This is a genomic window from Pseudomonas sp. NPDC086581, from assembly GCF_044746165.1.
In the GTDB taxonomy this organism is placed as follows: domain Bacteria; phylum Pseudomonadota; class Gammaproteobacteria; order Pseudomonadales; family Pseudomonadaceae; genus Pseudomonas.
Window position 1 is genome coordinate 402,781 of the sequence record NZ_JBIVBR010000002.1, and the last position, 16,329, is coordinate 419,109.

General features: G+C 66.6%; 15 protein-coding genes. 9 read left to right on the forward strand and 6 right to left on the reverse strand.

The window, feature by feature from the left end; genetic code table 11:
• Positions 1-146 precede the first annotated feature (146 nt).
• The 3 genes from ACIPK7_RS05960 to ACIPK7_RS05970 all read left to right on the forward strand — a co-directional run bounded on the left by ACIPK7_RS05960 (position 147) and on the right by ACIPK7_RS05970 (position 3,375).
• Complete coding sequence (locus ACIPK7_RS05960; protein ID WP_192431202.1) at positions 147-647, forward strand: helix-turn-helix domain-containing protein; 501 nt, start codon at positions 147-149, stop codon at positions 645-647.
• Positions 648-658: 11 nt separating this feature from the next.
• Positions 659-1,786 carry an HlyD family secretion protein gene (locus tag ACIPK7_RS05965; protein ID WP_401086322.1) on the forward strand — a complete coding sequence of 376 codons (1,128 nt, stop codon included), beginning with the start codon at positions 659-661 and terminating at the stop codon, positions 1,784-1,786.
• Positions 1,787-1,887: 101 nt separating this feature from the next.
• A complete protein-coding gene (locus ACIPK7_RS05970) occupies positions 1,888-3,375 on the forward strand; it encodes a DHA2 family efflux MFS transporter permease subunit (RefSeq protein WP_401086895.1) in 1,488 nt (495 codons plus the stop codon).
• On the opposite strand, the gene ACIPK7_RS05975 is transcribed toward ACIPK7_RS05970, so the two are convergent.
• The 5 genes from ACIPK7_RS05975 to ACIPK7_RS05995 all read right to left on the reverse strand — a co-directional run bounded on the left by ACIPK7_RS05975 (position 3,369) and on the right by ACIPK7_RS05995 (position 8,687).
• Complete coding sequence (locus ACIPK7_RS05975) at positions 3,369-4,271, reverse strand: LysR family transcriptional regulator (RefSeq protein WP_401086325.1); 903 nt, start codon at positions 4,269-4,271, stop codon at positions 3,369-3,371. The two genes, ACIPK7_RS05970 and ACIPK7_RS05975, sit on opposite strands and share 7 nt — an antisense overlap.
• Before the next feature lie 73 nt (positions 4,272-4,344).
• Positions 4,345-5,544 (reverse strand): MFS transporter, encoded by a 1,200-nt coding sequence (locus tag ACIPK7_RS05980; RefSeq protein WP_401086328.1) that lies wholly within the window; start codon positions 5,542-5,544, stop codon positions 4,345-4,347.
• Between the two features lie 121 nt (positions 5,545-5,665).
• Positions 5,666-6,571, reverse strand: a complete 906-nt coding sequence (locus ACIPK7_RS05985; RefSeq protein ID WP_192431198.1) for a LysR substrate-binding domain-containing protein — start codon at positions 6,569-6,571, stop codon at positions 5,666-5,668.
• 212 nt (positions 6,572-6,783) lie between these two features.
• On the reverse strand, positions 6,784-7,812 hold the full coding sequence (locus ACIPK7_RS05990) for an ABC transporter substrate-binding protein (protein ID WP_401086331.1): 1,029 nt from the start codon (positions 7,810-7,812) through the stop codon (positions 6,784-6,786).
• Positions 7,813-7,913: 101 nt separating this feature from the next.
• Positions 7,914-8,687: a class II aldolase/adducin family protein gene (locus ACIPK7_RS05995; protein WP_401086334.1), complete on the reverse strand. Its 774-nt coding sequence runs from the start codon at positions 8,685-8,687 to the stop codon at positions 7,914-7,916.
• 195 nt (positions 8,688-8,882) lie between these two features.
• On the opposite strand from ACIPK7_RS05995, the gene ACIPK7_RS06000 reads away from it, so the two are divergent.
• From ACIPK7_RS06000 to ACIPK7_RS06015, 4 genes are all read left to right on the forward strand, one after another.
• A complete protein-coding gene (locus ACIPK7_RS06000; protein WP_401086337.1) occupies positions 8,883-10,271 on the forward strand; it encodes a PLP-dependent aminotransferase family protein in 1,389 nt (462 codons plus the stop codon).
• A gap of 222 nt (positions 10,272-10,493) precedes the next feature.
• The gene (locus ACIPK7_RS06005; protein ID WP_401086339.1) at positions 10,494-11,294 is read left to right on the forward strand and encodes an RNA polymerase sigma factor; all 801 of its coding nucleotides are present in this window, start codon (positions 10,494-10,496) and stop codon (positions 11,292-11,294) included.
• A complete protein-coding gene (locus tag ACIPK7_RS06010; RefSeq protein ID WP_401086342.1) occupies positions 11,291-11,710 on the forward strand; it encodes a PaaI family thioesterase in 420 nt (139 codons plus the stop codon). Before ACIPK7_RS06005 ends, ACIPK7_RS06010 begins: the two co-directional genes overlap by 4 nt.
• A gap of 75 nt (positions 11,711-11,785) precedes the next feature.
• A complete protein-coding gene (locus ACIPK7_RS06015; protein ID WP_081520439.1) occupies positions 11,786-12,487 on the forward strand; it encodes a YebC/PmpR family DNA-binding transcriptional regulator in 702 nt (233 codons plus the stop codon).
• 164 nt (positions 12,488-12,651) lie between these two features.
• Here ACIPK7_RS06015 and ACIPK7_RS06020 read toward each other — a convergent pair whose 3' ends face one another.
• Positions 12,652-13,551 (reverse strand): LysR family transcriptional regulator, encoded by a 900-nt coding sequence (locus ACIPK7_RS06020; protein WP_192431191.1) that lies wholly within the window; start codon positions 13,549-13,551, stop codon positions 12,652-12,654.
• A 131-nt stretch (positions 13,552-13,682) separates the two neighbouring features.
• On the opposite strand from ACIPK7_RS06020, the gene ACIPK7_RS06025 reads away from it, so the two are divergent.
• Positions 13,683-15,191 carry a CoA-acylating methylmalonate-semialdehyde dehydrogenase gene (locus tag ACIPK7_RS06025; RefSeq protein ID WP_192431190.1) on the forward strand — a complete coding sequence of 503 codons (1,509 nt, stop codon included), beginning with the start codon at positions 13,683-13,685 and terminating at the stop codon, positions 15,189-15,191.
• A gap of 140 nt (positions 15,192-15,331) precedes the next feature.
• Positions 15,332-16,207 carry a 3-hydroxyisobutyrate dehydrogenase gene (gene mmsB / locus ACIPK7_RS06030; RefSeq protein ID WP_192431189.1) on the forward strand — a complete coding sequence of 292 codons (876 nt, stop codon included), beginning with the start codon at positions 15,332-15,334 and terminating at the stop codon, positions 16,205-16,207.
• Positions 16,208-16,329 lie beyond the last annotated feature (122 nt).

Consider the following 16,329-nt stretch of genomic DNA (forward strand, 5'->3'; position numbering starts at 1 on the left):
CCCGCAAAGAGTCACTTGCGCAAAGCAAGTGACCCATTTAGATTACAACCATAATTCTTTCCGACCAGACCTTGCCTGTCGCCTCGCCAGGCCCCGTAACAAGGCGGCTCGATTAGATGACGTCATTAATGTAAAGAGGTCCAACCATGCGCAGAACCAGCTTTGACCACCTGCCCTGCCCAGTCGCCCAGGCGCTGGACCTGATCGGCGACAGCTGGAACGTGCTCATCCTGCGCGAAGCCTTCTACGGCTCCACCCGCTTCGACCAGTTCCTCGCACGATTGGGCATTGCCAGCAACGTACTCACCCGCCGCCTGCGCGCCCTGGTGGACAGCGGCCTGCTGCAGCGTCGGCAATACAACGATCACCCGCCGCGCTTCGACTACCTGCTCACCGAGCGCGGCCGCGACCTGCGCCCGGTGCTGCTGACCCTGCTGGAATGGGGCAAGCGTCACGCCGGCATGGCCACCGCGGCAGAACTGGTGGACACCCGCAGCGGCCGACAGGTGCGTATCGCCCTGGTGGATGCCGACAGCGGCGAGCCCATCGGCCCGCACCACCAGATTCACCGCCGCGAGGGCGACCGACTCGTCCCCGTCTTCCCGCAAGCCGATCCCCAGAACATTCCCCAAGCCGATCACGCCTGAGCGAGGCCACCATGAACCAGCCCGTCACCCTCCCCGCCACGCCAGCCGTCGACACGGCCAAACCGACATCCCGCAAGGCGCTGAAAATAGCTATCGCCATGGCGGCCATCCTTGGCGCGGCTGCCTACGCCGGGCATTGGTGGCTCGACGGGCGCTTTCTGGAAAAGACCGACGATGCCTACGTCGGCGGCGACGTCACCGTCATCAGCCCGCGCGTGGCCGGCTACATCGCCGAGTTGAAGGTCAGCGACAACCAGAAGGTGCATGCCGGCGACCTGCTCGCTCGCATTGACGACCGCGACTACCGCGCAGCGCTGGCGAAAGCCGAAGGCGCCGTACATGCCGAGGAAGCGGCGCTGGGGAATGTCGACGCTCAGGCCTCGCTGCAGGATGCGCTGATCCGCCAGAGCCAGGCGGAGATCGACGCAGCCGCCGCCGAGGAAGTGCGCACCCGCGACGATCAGCGCCGCTACGCGACCCTGGTGCGCACCAACGCCGTGTCGGTAGAGGCCGCACAGCGCGCCGACGCCAGCTTCAAATCCGCCCGCGCCAACAGCGACAAGGCCCGCGCCAGCCTGCTCGCCGCGCGCCGCCAGCTCGACGTGATCCACAGCCAGCGCCAGCAGGCCCAGGCCGCGCTGGAGCAGGCCGTCGCCGCCCGCGACCTGGCGCGCCTGGACCTCAGTTACACCGAACTGCGCGCCCCGGTGGACGGCTACATCGGCAACCGCCGCGCGCGGGTCGGCAGCTACGTCGCCGCCGGTACCCAATTGCTCGCCGTGGTGCCCGCACAGGGCCTGTGGGTCGACGCCAACTTCAAGGAAGACCAGCTGGCGCGCATGCATCCCGGCCAGGCGGTCACCATCGAGGCCGACATCCTGCCCGGCAAGGTCTTCCACGGTCACCTGGACAGCCTCGCCCCGGCCACCGGCGCGCAGTTCAGCATCCTCCCGCCGGAGAACGCCACCGGCAACTTCACCAAGATCGTCCAGCGCGTGCCGGTGCGCGTGCACCTGGACGATGCCGACGGCCACCTCGGCGACCTGCGCCCCGGACTTTCCGTACTGGTGGAAGTGGACACCCGTGCCCACGAGCATGGCGACGCCGACCAGCGCCTCGCCCAGGGCACTCGGCCGTGAACCTTTCCGCCAGCACGCGCTGGATTCAGAGGCACTGGAACAGCGAAGTGGTGCCGGTGGAAAGCCTGTCCACCGGCCGCAAGGTCATCTCCTTCGCCTGCATGTGCCTGGGCATGTTCATCGCCCTGCTGGACATCCAGATCGTCTCCGCCTCGCTGCGCGACATCGGCGGCGGGCTATCGGCCGGCGCCGATGAGCTGGCCTGGGTGCAGACCAGCTACCTGATCGCCGAGATCATCGTCATCCCGCTCTCCGGCTGGCTGTCCAAGGTGCTCTCCACGCGCTGGTTGTTCGCAGCCTCGGCGCTGGGCTTCACTCTCACCAGCCTGCTCTGCGCCATGGCCTGGAACATCCAGAGCATGATCGCCTTCCGTGCGTTGCAGGGCTTCCTCGGTGGCTCGATGATCCCCATGGTGTTCACCACCGGCTTCCTCTATTTCGACGGCAAGCAGCGGGTGATAGTCGCGGCCACCATCGGCGCCATCGCTTCCCTCGCGCCGACCCTCGGGCCGGTGGTCGGCGGCTGGATCACCGACATCTCCTCCTGGCCCTGGCTGTTCTACATCAACCTGGTGCCGGGGCTGTTCGTCGCCATCGTGGTGCCGATCATGGTGCGCATCGACAAGCCCGACCTGTCGCTGCTCAAGGGCGCCGACTATCCCGCCATCGTGCTGATGGCGCTGTTCCTCGGCTGCCTGGAATACACCCTGGAGGAAGGCCCGCGCTGGAACTGGTTCAGCGACGACACAATAGTCGCCACCGCGTGGATTTCCGCACTATGCGGCATCGCCTTCATCTACCGCAGCCTGACCGCCGCGCACCCCATCGTTGACCTGCGCGCCCTGAAGGAACGCAACTTCGCCCTCGGCTGCCTGTTCAGCTTCGTCACCGGCATCGGCATCTTCGCCACCATCTACCTGACCCCGCTGTTCCTCGGCCGGGTGCGCGGCTACGGCGCCCTGGACATCGGCCTGGCGATCTTCTCCACGGGCATCTTCCAGATCATGAGCATCCCGCTCTACGCCGCCCTCGCCCGGCGCGTCGACCTGCGCTGGATACTGTTGCTGGGCATGGTGATGTTCACCCTGTCGATGTATGAATTCGCCCCGCTGACCCACGACTGGGGCGCGGCCCAGCTGATGTTCCCGCAGGCCCTGCGCGGCATGGCGCAGCAGTTCTGCGTAGCGCCCACCGTGACGCTGGCACTGGGCTCGCTGCCGCCGGAACGCCTGAAACTCGCCTCCGGGCTGTTCAACCTGATGCGCAACCTGGGCGGCGCCATCGGCATCGCCGCCTGCGCCACGGTGCTCAACGACCGCGCCAACCTGCACTTCCTGCGCCTGGCCGAGCACCTGAACAGCGGCAACGAAGCGCTCAACCACTGGCTCGCGCCGTCCATGGAGTTGAATGGCGAACCCTCGCAGCAGGCGCTCAAACACCTGTGGGACCTGACCTGGCGCGAGGCGCAGACACTGACCTTCGCCGACGCCTTCCTGCTGGTCGGCGCGTGCTTCGCGGTGACGCTGCTGCTGGTGCCACTGATGCGCAAGATAGCCCCGCCCCCGCAGCCCAGCGCGGACAGTCACTGAGCCGCCATCAACTCCTCGAGGAAGGCGACGAACACGCGGATGCGGCTGGATTCGCGCAGACTCGGCGGATAGAGCACGTTGATGACACCGGATGTGTTCCCGGGGTATGAGTCGTACTCAGGGAGCAGGCGCACCAGCCGCCCGGCGCGGACGTCCTCGGCCACCAACCAGTCCGACAGCAGCGCAATACCGCCGCCGGCCAGCGCGGTCTCGCGCAGCACGTCGGCGTTGTTGCTCTGCAAGCGGCCCTGCACGTTGAGCGGCCAGGTGTCCTGGCCGTCGCTGCAGGTCCAGGTCAGGTGCGCGCCGCCGTAGTCGAAGCGCAGGCACTGGTGCTCCATCAGTTCCAGCGGATGAGCCGGTTTGCCGGCGCGCTGCAGGTAGTCGGGACTCGCCACCAGCCAGCGTTGGAACTGGCCGATGGGACGGCTGATGATGTCGTCGCTGGTGAGGCTCGAACCCAGGCGCACGGAGAGGTCGATCTGCTGTTTCGGCAGGTCGGTAATCTGGTCGCTCAGGGAGAGACAAACCTCCAGCTCCGGGTACTGCGCCAGCAGGCGCCCCAGGTGCGGGGCGATGACCCGGCGGCCGAACTCCACCGGCACGCTGACCCGCAGACGCCCTTTCGCTTCCTGGCCCCGGTCGCTGACCAGACCGTCGGCCTGCACCAGTGCTTCGAGGATTTCCACGGCCTTGTCGTAGTAAGCCTGCCCGGCCAGCGTCGGGCTGCTGTGGCGGGTGGTGCGGTTGAGCAGCGTGGCGCCCAGTTCCGCCTCCAGCGCCGCCACCTGGCGGGTCACCGAGGACGTCGCCACGCCGAGCTTGCGGGCCGCCGCCGAATAGCCGCCGCAGCGGACGGTCTCGACGAACATCGACAGGGCCTGCAGTTTGTCCATGGCGAGACTCCGGGAACGGGAAATCCCGGAGTGTACCCAATCACCCCCACGCCCGCCTTGCACGCCTGTGCTCTCAGGCGTGGCTGTCGCCGCGCAGCAGGAAGAGCAAGGTGGCGATGGCCGGGATCACCGCCGCGCCGATGGCGAACGGCGTCCAACTGATGGCTTCGTAGAGCGGGCTGGCGACCAGCGAACCGAGCGCACCGCCGACGAAGATGCTGGTCATGTACACCGCGTTCAGGCGCGCACGGCTGTGCGGGTCGAGGGCGTACACCTCTCGCTGGCCGAGCACCATGTTCAGCTGCACGGCGAAATCCAGCAGCACCGCACACACCACCAGCCAGAAGAACCCGGCACCGGGCAGCGCACCGAGCAACAGGGCGAACGGCGCCAGCAGCAGCGCCACCAGGGTGCCCTTGAAGGTGTGCCCGGCATCGGCCAGCCGACCGGCAATAGGCGCAGCGACGGCGCCGACTGCACCGACCAGGGCGAACAGCGCGACCTGGGTCTGACTGAAGCCGTGGTGGCGGATCAGCTCGATGGGGGCGATGGTCCAGAAGGCGCTGAACGCGGCGAACAGCAGGCCCTGATACAGCGCGCGTTCGCGCAGCACCGCGTAGCGCCGCGCCAGGGCGAACACCGAGCCGATCAACTGCGGGTAGGTCGCGCTGTGGGCCGGTACGCGGCGCGGCAGCGCCACCGCCATCACCAGCGCGATCACCAGCATCAGCACGGAAGCTGCAAGAAATACCCCGCGCCAGCCGAACACTTCCGCCACCAGGCTGGACACCGGCCGCGACAGCAGGATGCCCAGCAACAGGCCGCCCATGATATTGCCCACCACACGGCCACGGGCCTCTTCCGGCGCCAGGTGGGCGGCCAGCGGCACGAGGATCTGCACCGCCACCGAGGTCAGGCCGATCAGCAGTGCGCAGGCCAACAGCACCGACGGCGAATTCGCCAGCCCCGCGCCGGCCAGGCACAGCGCCACGGCCAGGGTGAAGCCGATCACCAGCTTGCGGTTTTCCAGCAGGTCCGCCAGCGGCACCAGGAACAGCAGGCCAATGGCGTAGCCGAACTGGGTCAGCGAGACGATCAGGCTGGCTTTTTCGGTGGAGAGACCAATCGCCGGGGCAATCAGCTCGACGATGGGTTGCGCGTAATACAGATTGGCGACGACAGCGCCGCAGCAGAATGCGAGCAGCACCACCATTGCCGAGGACAGGGTCGGCTGCGCGTGATCGGCCGGAAGGGAATTCGAAGCGGGGTTCATGACCATTCCTTGTGGGAAAAACAGTGGTGCCAGCCTATGCCGGCAGCCCCCCCGCGCAGAATCGGTCGAGCCGGCAAAACAGCGGTGCGCGAAACGCAACGCTGCCAGCCGGCACAGAGCCTCAGGCCATGTCGCTGTTGCTGAATTCCTCGGCGAGGAAGTCGATCAGCGTGCGCACCGAGGGCAGCAGGCCACGGCGCGAAGGGAAGATCGCGTGGACGATGCCGCACTTGGGCGACCAGCCCGGCAGCAGCTCGACCAGCCGGCCGGCGGCCAGGTCCTCGCGCACCGCCACGCGCGGTACGTGGGCGATGCCAACGCCAGCGATCACGGCATTGCGCAGGGCCAGCAGGTCGTCGGTGACCATGCGCGGCTTGTGCGAGATCAGCAGGCGCTCGCCCTCCTCGTTGAACAGCTCCCACTGGTACTCGCGCTGCATGCTGCCCCAGTGCAGGCTGGGCAACTGGCCGAAGCCCAGGGGCGAGCTGTCGCCGCTCATGCGTTCGAGGAAGTCCGGACGCCCCACCAGGCACTGGGTGCTGTTGCCCAGCACCTTCATCACCATGTCGGTGTTCTCCAGCGGCGGGAAGCGCACCCGCAGAGCAATGTCGAAACCCTCGTGAAGCAGGTCGACGCGGCGGTTGGTGCTCTCGATGAACAGCTCGACCAGCGGGTACTTGAGCATGTAGCGGGTGAGCATCGGCCCGACCCAGGAGTTGAGCAGCGTCGTCGGGCAGGCCAGCCGCACCAGTCCGCGCGGCTCGGCGCGGTTGCGCTCGATGACCTCGGACGCCCCTTCCGCCTCGACGCGCATGGCCACGCAGCGCTGGTAGTACTCCTGGCCGATCTCGGTCAGCGAGCAGTGCCGGCTGGTGCGGTGCAGCAGGCGAACGCCGAGGCGTTCCTCCAGCTGGGCGATGCGCCGGCTGAGCTTGGACTTGGGGATGTCCAGCGCGCGGCCGGCAGCGGCGAAGCCACCCTGCTCCACCACCTGGGTGAAGTAATAGAGGGTGTTGAGGTCTTCCATGGATCGTTCTCCGGATGGAACGCTGGCAAAGGTGCGCAGCTTACCGTATCGACTGTTGCGATACGCGCCGGAGTCTTCCTCGCCGAGGTTTTACCCTGTCGGATGCCTGACGCAGACAGGGCCCGTCCCTGCCGGGAACACGATTCCTGGCAGGGACGAGCCGAGTCGGCGATTGGATCAAGCGGGTGTCGCCACCCGCTCTGAAGCGTCGATCAGCCCTTCGCCGCCCAGGCGTTGAAGCGCTGTTCCAGGTCTTCGCCGTGGTCCACCCAGAACTCGAAATTCACGGGCACGGCTTGTTCCAGGTTCGCCGGCGCCGTGTTCAAGCGCTCGATCAGCTTCGGGTCGATCAGCTTGTTCGTCCCCAGGTTCACCGAGCCATAGCCCAGCTTCACCGTGTGGATCTTCTGCTGCTCGGGCGACAGCGAGAAAGCGATGAAATCCTCGGCGGCCTTCTTGTTCGGGCTGCCCTTGGGGATCGCCCAGGAGTCAATGGCGTACAGGCTGCCATTCCACACCACCTTCATCGGCACGCCCTCTTCCTGCGCAGCGAAGGCGCGGCCGTTGTAGGCAGTGCTCATGACCACGTCACCGCTGGCGAGGAACTGCATCGGCTGCGCGCCGGACTCCCACCACTGGATCGACGGTTTGATCTCATCGAGCTTCCTGAAGGCGCGGTCCACGCCTTCCTTGGTGGACAGCACCTTGTACAGGTCTTCCTTCTTCACACCGTCGGCCAGCAGGGCGATTTCCAGCGTGTACTTGGCGCCCTTGCGCAGGGAACGCTTGCCGGGGAATTTCTTCGTGTCCCAGAAATCCGTCCAGCCGGTCGGGCCGTTGGCGAGGCGTTTACCGTCATAGACCATGGCCATCGACCAGACCAGCAGGCCGGCGCCGCAGTCGGAGAGGGTGCCGGGCACATAATCTTCGGCCTTGCCGAGGATCGCCGGGTCGAGCTGTTCGAACAGGCCCTCCTCGCAGCCGCGCAGCAGCTCCGGGCCTTCCACCTGGACGACGTCCCAGTTGACGCCGCCGGTATCGACCATGGCCTTGATCTTGCCCATTTCGCCGTTGTACTCGCCGGCGATCACCTTCATGCCTTCCTTCTTTTCAAAGGGTTTGTAGAAGGCTTCGGTCTGTACGTCCTTGCTGATGCCACCGAAGGAGATCACGGTCAGGTCAGCAGCCATGGCGCCGGACGCCACGCCCATGAACAGGGCTCCCAGAATCGGTTTTTTCATTTCCACCTCTTGGCTTTGTTGTTGGCAGATGGTTCAAGCACGCAGGCGCCCGGTCTCTGCGGACCGGGGCACGGTAACAGGGTCAGGCACGCCTATTGCCATCAACTGCGGTAGGCGGCCTCACCGTCCTCGATCAGGCGCAGGGCCGATTCCCAGGCCAGCAGGTGCAGGCCGTCGACCAGCGCCTCCTCTTCCTGCACGGCAACGCGTTCGCACACGGCGTGCGGGGGGTAACGCAGCTGGCGGCCACCGGCCAGGGCCTGGACCTGCGCCTGGCAGGCGCGTTCGAGGAAGTAGATCTGATTGAAGGCCTCGGCAATGCAGCGCCCGGTAGCCAGCAGGCCGTGGTTGCGCAGGATCATCACCATGTGGCCGCCCAGGTCGTTGACCAGCCGCGAGCGCTCGTCCGGGTCGAGGGCGATGCCCTCGTAGTCGTGGTAGCCCAGGCGGTTGTAGAACTTCAGCGCGTGCTGGCTGATCGGCAGCAGGCCGTCTTCCTGGGCGGATACCGCGATGCCGGCGGCGGTGTGGGTGTGGATCACGCAGGCCACGTCCTCGCGGGCGGCGTGCACTGCGGAGTGGATATTGAAGCCGGCGCGGTTGACGCTTTTCGGGCCGAAGCGCGGGTCGATGACGTCGCCCGCATGGTTGACCTTCACCAGGTCGGAGGCGCGCATTTCATGGAACATTACGCCATAGCGGTTGATCAGGTAGTGGCCCGGCTCGCCCGGCACCCGCGCGGAGATATGGGTGTCGATGTGGTCGGTCCAGCGGAAGTGCGCGATCAGCCGGTACAGCGCGGCGAGGTCGCAGCGCGCCTGCCACTCTTCGGCGGAAATGCTCGACGGATCGATGTTGTAAGCTGTGTCACGCATGACGGGCTGTCCCTGTTCTTGTTGGGGGGTTCTTATTCAGGCGCTGCGGCGGTTTGCCGCTTCACGTGACCGAGTGTGCTGGCCACGCCCCGCCCGCACCATGCACAGGGACAACGCAGAAATTGCAGTGCTGTTATGGTCCGCGGACCTGTACAGATTGCCCATCGCCCACCCACCCAAGAATCGGACCTCCGGATGCTGTTGCTCGACCCCACCTCGGACATTCCCCTGGTCACCCAGATCGTCGAAGGCATCGCCCAGGCCATCGACGAGCAGCGCCTGCGTCCCGGCGCCAAGCTGCCCTCGATCCGCAAGTTCGCCCAGGCCAATGGCGTCAGCCACTTCACCGTGGTCGAGGCCTACGACCGGCTGGTGGCGCGTGGCTGCCTGAACGCCGTGCCCAACGCCGGCTTCTACGTCCGCGGTCCGGCGGTCGACGACAGCACCGACGATGAAGCACCCACCGAATTCGACTTCGATGCACACCTGCTGCTGCACAAGGTCTTCCAGCCGCTGGGCATGGAGCTGCGCCCCGGCGTCGGCCTGCTGCCCGAGCACTGGCTCGATGGCGAAGGCCTGCTGCGGGGGCTGCGCAGCCTGGCGCGGGAAGAGCCGACGCAGTTCGGCAACTACGGTCACAGCAAGGGCAACCCCAAGCTGCGCGGCAAGCTGGCCGACCGCCTGGGCGATGCGGGCGTGGCCGCCAGCCCCGAGCAGATCCTGCTGACCGCCTGCGCCAGCCAGGCGCTGGACCTGACCGTGCGCTACCTGGTGCAGCGTGGCGATCCGGTGCTGGTCGACGAGCCCGGCTACCACAACCTATTCCTCAACCTGCGCCTGCAGGGCGCGCAGCTGATGGGCGTGCCTCGGAGCGCCGACGGGCTGGATCTCGATCGACTTGAGCAACTGGCCCGCGAGCACCGCCCCAAGGTCTACTTCACCCAGGCGCGCCTGCAGAGTCCCACCGGTGGCAGCCTGTCACTGGCCGCTGCGCACCGCTTGCTGCAACTGGCCGAGAAGTACGATTTTCTCATCGTCGAGAACGACATCTATGCCGACCTCGACCCCGCCGGCCAACTGTTGCTGGCCAACCTCGACCAGCTGGCGCGGGTGATCTATATCAGCAGCCTGTCCAAGGTCATCGCCCCGGCGCTGCGCACCGGCTTCATCGCCGCGCATCCCGAGCTGATCGAGGAACTGGTGCCGCTGAAGATGGTCAGCGGCCTGACTAGCTCGGAACTGACCGAAACCCTGGCCCTGGACATCCTCCTGCAGGGCCGCCACCGCAAGCACGTGCGCCAGTTGCGCGACCAGCTCGGCGAAGCCCACGACAGCGTGGCGCGGCGCCTGGAAGCTGCCGGCCTGGAAATCTTCCACGAACCCCGCGCCGGCTTGTTCCTCTGGGCCCGGCACCGCGCGGTGGACGATGCTACCCTGCTCGCCGGCCGCGCCAAGGAGGCGAAGATCCTGCTGTTCCCCGGCCAACTATTCATGCCCGACGGTCGCAGCGTGCCGTGGATGCGCTTCAACGTTGCGCACTCGCTGGATGAGCGGCTTTACACCTTCTTATCCGCCCAGGGTTGAAGTCCACCGCCCTTCTGTAGGACCGAGGGGGACGCCCAGTCCTTGCTCGCGAACCGCCCAGGCGCCCTGGCTGCCTGCAAGTCCGTTCGCGAGCGAGCTCGCGCCTACCAGAATTTCCAGGCATGTTTTTGCGGCCTGGAGGGTCTGACGGTCACAAAATTCAGCGGGGCCGAGTCCAAGGAAGAACAGCCGACATTTCGTCCGGCACGTCAGGAGCACGCCGTGAAATTTCCCGCCATCGACCTGCAGCAACTGCAACGCGCCCAGCAAGGCGACCCCGCCGCCCTCGACGCGTTGCTGCTGGCCCTGCAAGCACCGGTCTACAACCTCGCCCTGCGCATGCTCGGCCGCCGGGAAGACGCCCAGGACGCCAGCCAGGAAATCCTCCTGCGCATCACCACGCACCTCGCCAGCTTCCGCGGCGATAGCCAGTTCTCCACCTGGACCTTCCGCATCGCCAGCAACGCATTGCTGACTGCGCGCACCAAGGTCCGCGAGACACCTACCGTGTCGCTGGAAGCCCTGGCGGACAAACTCGACCTCGGCCTGCGCCTGGCAGAAGCCAATGAACGCCCACTGGAACCGGCCGACAAGCTGGCCGCCGAGCGCATCGCCCTGGCCTGCACCCAAGGCATGCTGATGTGCCTGGAGCGCGAGCAGCGTCTGGCCTACGTGCTCAACATCGCCTTCGGACTGGATTCGGAGACGGCAGCCGCAGTGTTGGAGATCGAGCCGGCGGCCTACCGCAAGCGCCTGTCACGGGCACGCCAGCGGCTGGATGAGTTCATGCAGCAGCACTGCGGGCTGGTCAACGCGCACGCCGCCTGTTCCTGCGAGCGCCAGGCCCTCGCGCTGCCGCCTGGCGCTAGCGACACCCGCGAGGCCGAGAGCGAGCTGCTCGCCCTCACCCGCCTGGCCGATGCCGCGGCGGTGTTCCGCGCCCACCCCGATTACCGCGTCCCGCATCGGGTCATCGAAACCGTTCGCGCCGTACTGCAGCAGCACACCGGAGACTGGCAATGAACGCACTCGCCGATCTGGACTACCCCGAAGGCTTCCAGCCGCTGCAGCGGCGCAACCCGTTGCTCGATCTGCTTGGCCCATTTCTGGTGCGCGGCGAAGGTGACTCACTGGAGCTGGGCCTGCTGCTGGACGAACGCCACACCAACAGCCGCGGCGGCGTGCATGGCGGCATCCTCGCGATCCTGGCGGACATCGGCATGGGTTACGCCATGGCCTTCTCCAGCCAGCCACCGCAGCCGCTGGTGACCGCCAGCCTGACCCTGGACTACGTCTCCGGTGCCCAGGTCGGCGACTGGCTGAGCATCCGCCTGCTGCACAGCCGGCGCGGCCGGCAGATGGCCTTCGCCAATGCGCTGCTGTCGGTGGGCGACAAGGTGGTGGCGCAGGCCAGTGCGGTGTTCGCGGTCCCGCGCTGATCCAGCGGATATCGCCAGCGGCCGCGCGAGGCCTTAGACTTGCCGCCCATCAGCAACCGCCAGCAAGAGATCACTATGGGCGCCCAGTGGAAAGCCAAACATAAAGAAGTCGCCGCCAACGCCAAGGGCCGCATCTTCGGCAAACTGTCGAAGGAAATCATGATCGCCGCGCGCAACGGCGCCGACCCGGACATGAACCCGAAACTGCGCCTGGTCGTCGAGCAGGCCAAGAAGGCCTCGATGCCGCGCGACACCCTGGAGCGCGCCATCAAGAAAGGCGCCGGCCTCCTGGACGGCGCCGCCACCTTCGAGCGCGTGGTCTACGAAGGCTTCGCCCCGCACCGCGTGCCGGTGATCGTCGAGTGCCTGACCGACAACGTAAACCGCACCATCGCGGAAATCCGCGTGCTGTTCCGCAAGGGCCAGCTGGGCGCTTCCGGCTCGGTATCCTGGGACTTCGATTACCTGGGTCTGGTCGAGGCCACCCCGGCCAGCGCTGACGCCGACCCGGAGCTGGCCGCCATCGAAGCCGGCGCCCAGGACTTCGAGCCGGGCGAGGAAGAAGGCGACACCCTGTTCCTCACCGACTCCACCGACCTGGACGCCGTCTGCCGCGCCCTGCCCGAGCACGGCTTCACCGTCGCCTCGGCCAAGCTCGGCTACAAGGCGAAGAACCCGGTGAGCCTGTCCGACGCGGAGCTGGAGGAAGTCGAAGCCTTCCTCGATGCCCTTGACGGCAACGACGACGTTCAGAACCTCTACGTCGGTCTGGCGTAAGTCGGGCTGGAGCAAGACAGAAACGGCGGCCGATTGGCCGCCCTTTTTCATTCCGGTGGAGAGGGCAAACTCCGGCGCTGGTATTACCTTGTAGGAGCGAGCTTGCTCGCGAACCCGCTTGACGCCTGAGCTGCCGGTGAATTTGTTCGCGAGCAAGCTCGCTCCTACAGGTTGGTTCGCCCCATCAGCACATCCTGGCTTCCCTCCGCTTTCTCACGCAGGAAATCCCAGGTCGTGCGCATCCGCGCGATGTCCTTGAGCTCGGTCGGCATCAGCATCCAGAAGGTCCGCACGAATTCGATTTCTCCCGCCAGAACCGGCTGTAGCGACGGGTCTTCGGCTGCCGCGAACGCCGGCAGGATCGCCAGCCCGGCGCCCTCCGCCACCGCGCGCTGCTGGGCGAGAATACTGGTGCAGCGCAGCGCCATATGCAGCGGCCGACCGATCTCGTCGAGGTACTGCAACTCCTTGCTGTAGAGCAGGTCGTCGACATAACCCACCAGGGCGTGCTCACGCAGGTCGTCCCGATTGCGGATCGGCCCACGCTCGGCGAGGTAGTCCTTCGACGCGTAGAGGCGCAGCACGTAATCGGTCAGCCGGGTAATGATGTACGGCCCGCGGCCGGGGCGCTCCAGGGTGATGACGATGTCTGCCTCGTGGCGCGACAGTTGCAGTGCGCGCGGCACCGCCAGCAGGTCCACTCCCAGGTGCGGGTGGCGGCGGTTCAACTCCACCAGTTGCGAGGTCAACAGCGTCGAGCCGTAACCTTCGGTGGCGCCGATGCGCACCTTGCCGGAGAGGTTGTCCTCGGCGCCGGCCAGGCGTTTCTCGATGACCTTGCAGGCACTTTCCATGGCCTCGGCCTGGGGCAACAAGCCGTGGCCGGCCTCGGTCAGTCGGTAACCGGCGGGCTCGCGCACCAGCAGTTGGGCGCCGATGCTCTTCTCCAGCGCCTGCAGGCGGCGGGCGACGGTAGTGTGGTCGACGCCCAGGCGTCGCGCGGCGACGGTCAGCTTGCCAGCACGGGAAAGCTCGAGGAAAAACCGCAGGTTGTCCCAGTCCATAACTGCCTCGGCGCGGAGCATGTCTGCAAAAACGCAGAGCATACTTGCAGATCACCCCATTGAGCACATCAAAAATGCACTGCTAGGATCGTTCCAGACAACAAGAAAGCCTTCAGGCTGGGAGAACCCCGATGACTGCAACTGCCGTCCCGACCGTCAAACTCTTCCTCGACGGCAAGCCCGTCGAGTCGACCACCTCCGAATGGCGCGACGTGATCAACCCCGCCACCCAGGAAGTCCTCGCCCGCGTGCCCTTCGCCACGCCCGAGGAAGTCGACCGCGCCGTCGCCAGCGCCAAGGCCGCGTTCAAGACCTGGAAGAAGACCCCCATCGGCGCCCGCGCGCGCATCTTCCTCAAGTACCAGCAGCTGATCCGCGAGAACATGAAGGAACTGGCGGCGATCCTCACCGCCGAACAGGGCAAGACCCTGCCCGATGCCGAAGGCGATGTGTTCCGCGGTCTTGAGGTGGTCGAGCACGCCTCGGCCATCGGCAACCTGCAGCTGGGCGAGCTGGCCAACAACGTGGCCGGCGGCGTGGATACCTTCACCATCCTGCAGCCCATCGGCGTGTGCGCCGGCATCACCCCCTTCAACTTCCCGGCGATGATCCCGCTATGGATGTTCCCGATGGCCATCGCCACCGGCAACACGTTCGTCCTCAAGCCCTCCGAGCAGGACCCAATGGTGACCATGCGCCTGGTCGAACTGGCCCATGAGGCCGGTGTGCCGCCGGGTGTGCTCAACGTCATCCATGGTGGCCCGGACGTGGTGAACGCCATCTGCGATCACCCGGACATCAAGGCTGTCTCCTTCGTCGGCTCCACCCGCGTCGGCACCCACGTCTACAACCGTGCGTCCCTGGCCGGCAAACGCGTGCAATGCATGATGGGCGCGAAGAACCACGCCATCGTGCTGCCCGACGCCAACAAGGAGCAGACCCTCAACGCGATTGCCGGCGCAGCCTTCGGTGCTGCCGGGCAACGCTGCATGGCGCTTTCGGTCGCGATCCTGGTGGGCGAAGCCCATGAGTGGATTCCCGACCTGGTGGCAAAGGCACAAACGCTCAAGGTCAGCGGCGGCACCGAGGCCAACACCGACGTCGGCCCGCTGGTTTCCTGCGCAGCGCTGGATCGCGTCAGCGGCCTGATCGAACGCGGCACCCAGGAAGGCGCCAAACTGGAATTGGACGGCCGCAACCCGCAGGTGGCCGGTTACGCCAAGGGCAATTTCGTCGGCCCGACCGTGTTCTCCGGCGTCACCCCGCAGATGACCATCTACCGCGAGGAGATCTTCGGCCCGGTGCTCTGCGTGGTGTCGGTGAAGACCTTCGACGAGGCCATCGAGCTGATCAACGCCAACCCCAACGGCAACGGCACCGCACTGTTCACCCGCTCCGGCGCCGCCGCGCGGCACTTCAAGGAAGAGATCGACGTCGGCCAGGTGGGCATCAACGTGCCGATCCCGGTGCCGGTACCGCTGTTCTCCTTCACCGGCTCGCGCGGCTCCAAGCTCGGCGACCTGGGCCCGTACGGCAAGCAGGTGGTGCAGTTCTACACCCAGACCAAGACCGTCACCGAACGCTGGTTCGATGAGAACGAGGTCGGCGGCGCGGTGAACACCACCATCAATCTCAAATAAGTCAGCCTGCCCGCCCGCTCGCCCCGAGCCGCCCCGGACTTCAGCAAGGATGCTGGTCCGGGCCCGGCACCACGCGGGCGGGCACCTCCTTTCGCGCCTGCCCGACCGGGCGCCCCGAACAAGAAGAAGAGGATCAATCCATGCGCATCGGCTTCATCGGACTCGGCAACATGGGCGGCCCCATGGCCGCCAACCTGCTCAAGGCCGGCTTCGACCTGAGCGTCTTCGATCTCTCCGCCAAGGCCGTGGAAGCGGCCGTCGACCTCGGCGCCCGCGCCCTGGCATCCCCCGCCGAAGTGGCGCGCGACGATGTCGAGGTGATCATCACCATGCTGCCCGCCGCCGCCCACGTGAAGCAGGTCTTCCTCGGTGACGACGGCCTGCTGGCCAACGTGCAACCCGGCGTGCTGCTGATCGACTCGTCCACCATCGACCCGCTGAACGCCCGCGAGGTCAGCACTGCCGCCCTCGCCCATGGCAACCCGATGCTCGATGCGCCAGTTTCCGGCGGCACCGCTGGCGCCGCCGCGGGCACCCTGACCTTCATGGTCGGCGGCGAGCAGGCCGATTTCGAGCGCGCCCGCACGGTGCTGGCGGCCATGGGCAAGAACATCGTGCATTGCGGTGGCGCCGGCAACGGACAGGTGGCCAAGGTAGCGAACAACCTGCTGCTGGGCATCTCGATGATCGGCGTGGCGGAAGCCATGTCCCTGGGCGTGAAACTGGGGATGGACGCGCAGGTTCTGGCCGGCATCATCAACACTTCCAGCGGCCGCTGCTGGAGCTCGGAAGTGAACAACCCGCTCACCGGCGCCCCGGCAACTCGTGGCTACAGCGGCGGTTTCGGCACCGATCTGATGCTCAAGGACCTCGGCCTGGCCAGCGAGGCCGCGCGCCAGGTGCGCCAGCCCGTGCTGCTCGGCGCGCTGGCCCAGCAGCTGTTCCAGACCTTCAGCAACCAGGGCAACGGCCAGCTGGACTTCTCGGCAATCGTGAAACTCTACGAACAGAGCTGAAACCCTGCGTAGGAGCGGACTCCGTCCGCGATGGTCTCCGGCGCGATGCGAACCTATCGCGGACGGAGTCCGCTCCTACACCTGCCCCAGCAACCCACCTATCTCGGCTATCATGCGCGCTC

Coding starts and splice junctions, on each gene's coding strand:
- ACIPK7_RS06010 (WP_401086342.1), top strand. CDS start 11,291: ATGAACGCACTCGCCGATCTGGACTACCCCGAAGGCTTCCAGCCGCTG.
- ACIPK7_RS05980 (WP_401086328.1), bottom strand. CDS start 5,544: ATGAACCCCGCTTCGAATTCCCTTCCGGCCGATCACGCGCAGCCGACC.
- ACIPK7_RS05985 (WP_192431198.1), bottom strand. CDS start 6,571: ATGGAAGACCTCAACACCCTCTATTACTTCACCCAGGTGGTGGAGCAG.
- ACIPK7_RS05995 (WP_401086334.1), bottom strand. CDS start 8,687: ATGCGTGACACAGCTTACAACATCGATCCGTCGAGCATTTCCGCCGAA.
- ACIPK7_RS05960 (WP_192431202.1), top strand. CDS start 147: ATGCGCAGAACCAGCTTTGACCACCTGCCCTGCCCAGTCGCCCAGGCG.
- ACIPK7_RS06000 (WP_401086337.1), top strand. CDS start 8,883: ATGCTGTTGCTCGACCCCACCTCGGACATTCCCCTGGTCACCCAGATC.
- ACIPK7_RS06020 (WP_192431191.1), bottom strand. CDS start 13,551: ATGGACTGGGACAACCTGCGGTTTTTCCTCGAGCTTTCCCGTGCTGGC.
- ACIPK7_RS05965 (WP_401086322.1), top strand. CDS start 659: ATGAACCAGCCCGTCACCCTCCCCGCCACGCCAGCCGTCGACACGGCC.
- ACIPK7_RS05990 (WP_401086331.1), bottom strand. CDS start 7,812: ATGAAAAAACCGATTCTGGGAGCCCTGTTCATGGGCGTGGCGTCCGGC.
- ACIPK7_RS06025 (WP_192431190.1), top strand. CDS start 13,683: ATGACTGCAACTGCCGTCCCGACCGTCAAACTCTTCCTCGACGGCAAG.
- mmsB (WP_192431189.1), top strand. CDS start 15,332: ATGCGCATCGGCTTCATCGGACTCGGCAACATGGGCGGCCCCATGGCC.
- ACIPK7_RS05975 (WP_401086325.1), bottom strand. CDS start 4,271: ATGGACAAACTGCAGGCCCTGTCGATGTTCGTCGAGACCGTCCGCTGC.
- ACIPK7_RS06015 (WP_081520439.1), top strand. CDS start 11,786: ATGGGCGCCCAGTGGAAAGCCAAACATAAAGAAGTCGCCGCCAACGCC.
- ACIPK7_RS05970 (WP_401086895.1), top strand. CDS start 1,888: ATGTGCCTGGGCATGTTCATCGCCCTGCTGGACATCCAGATCGTCTCC.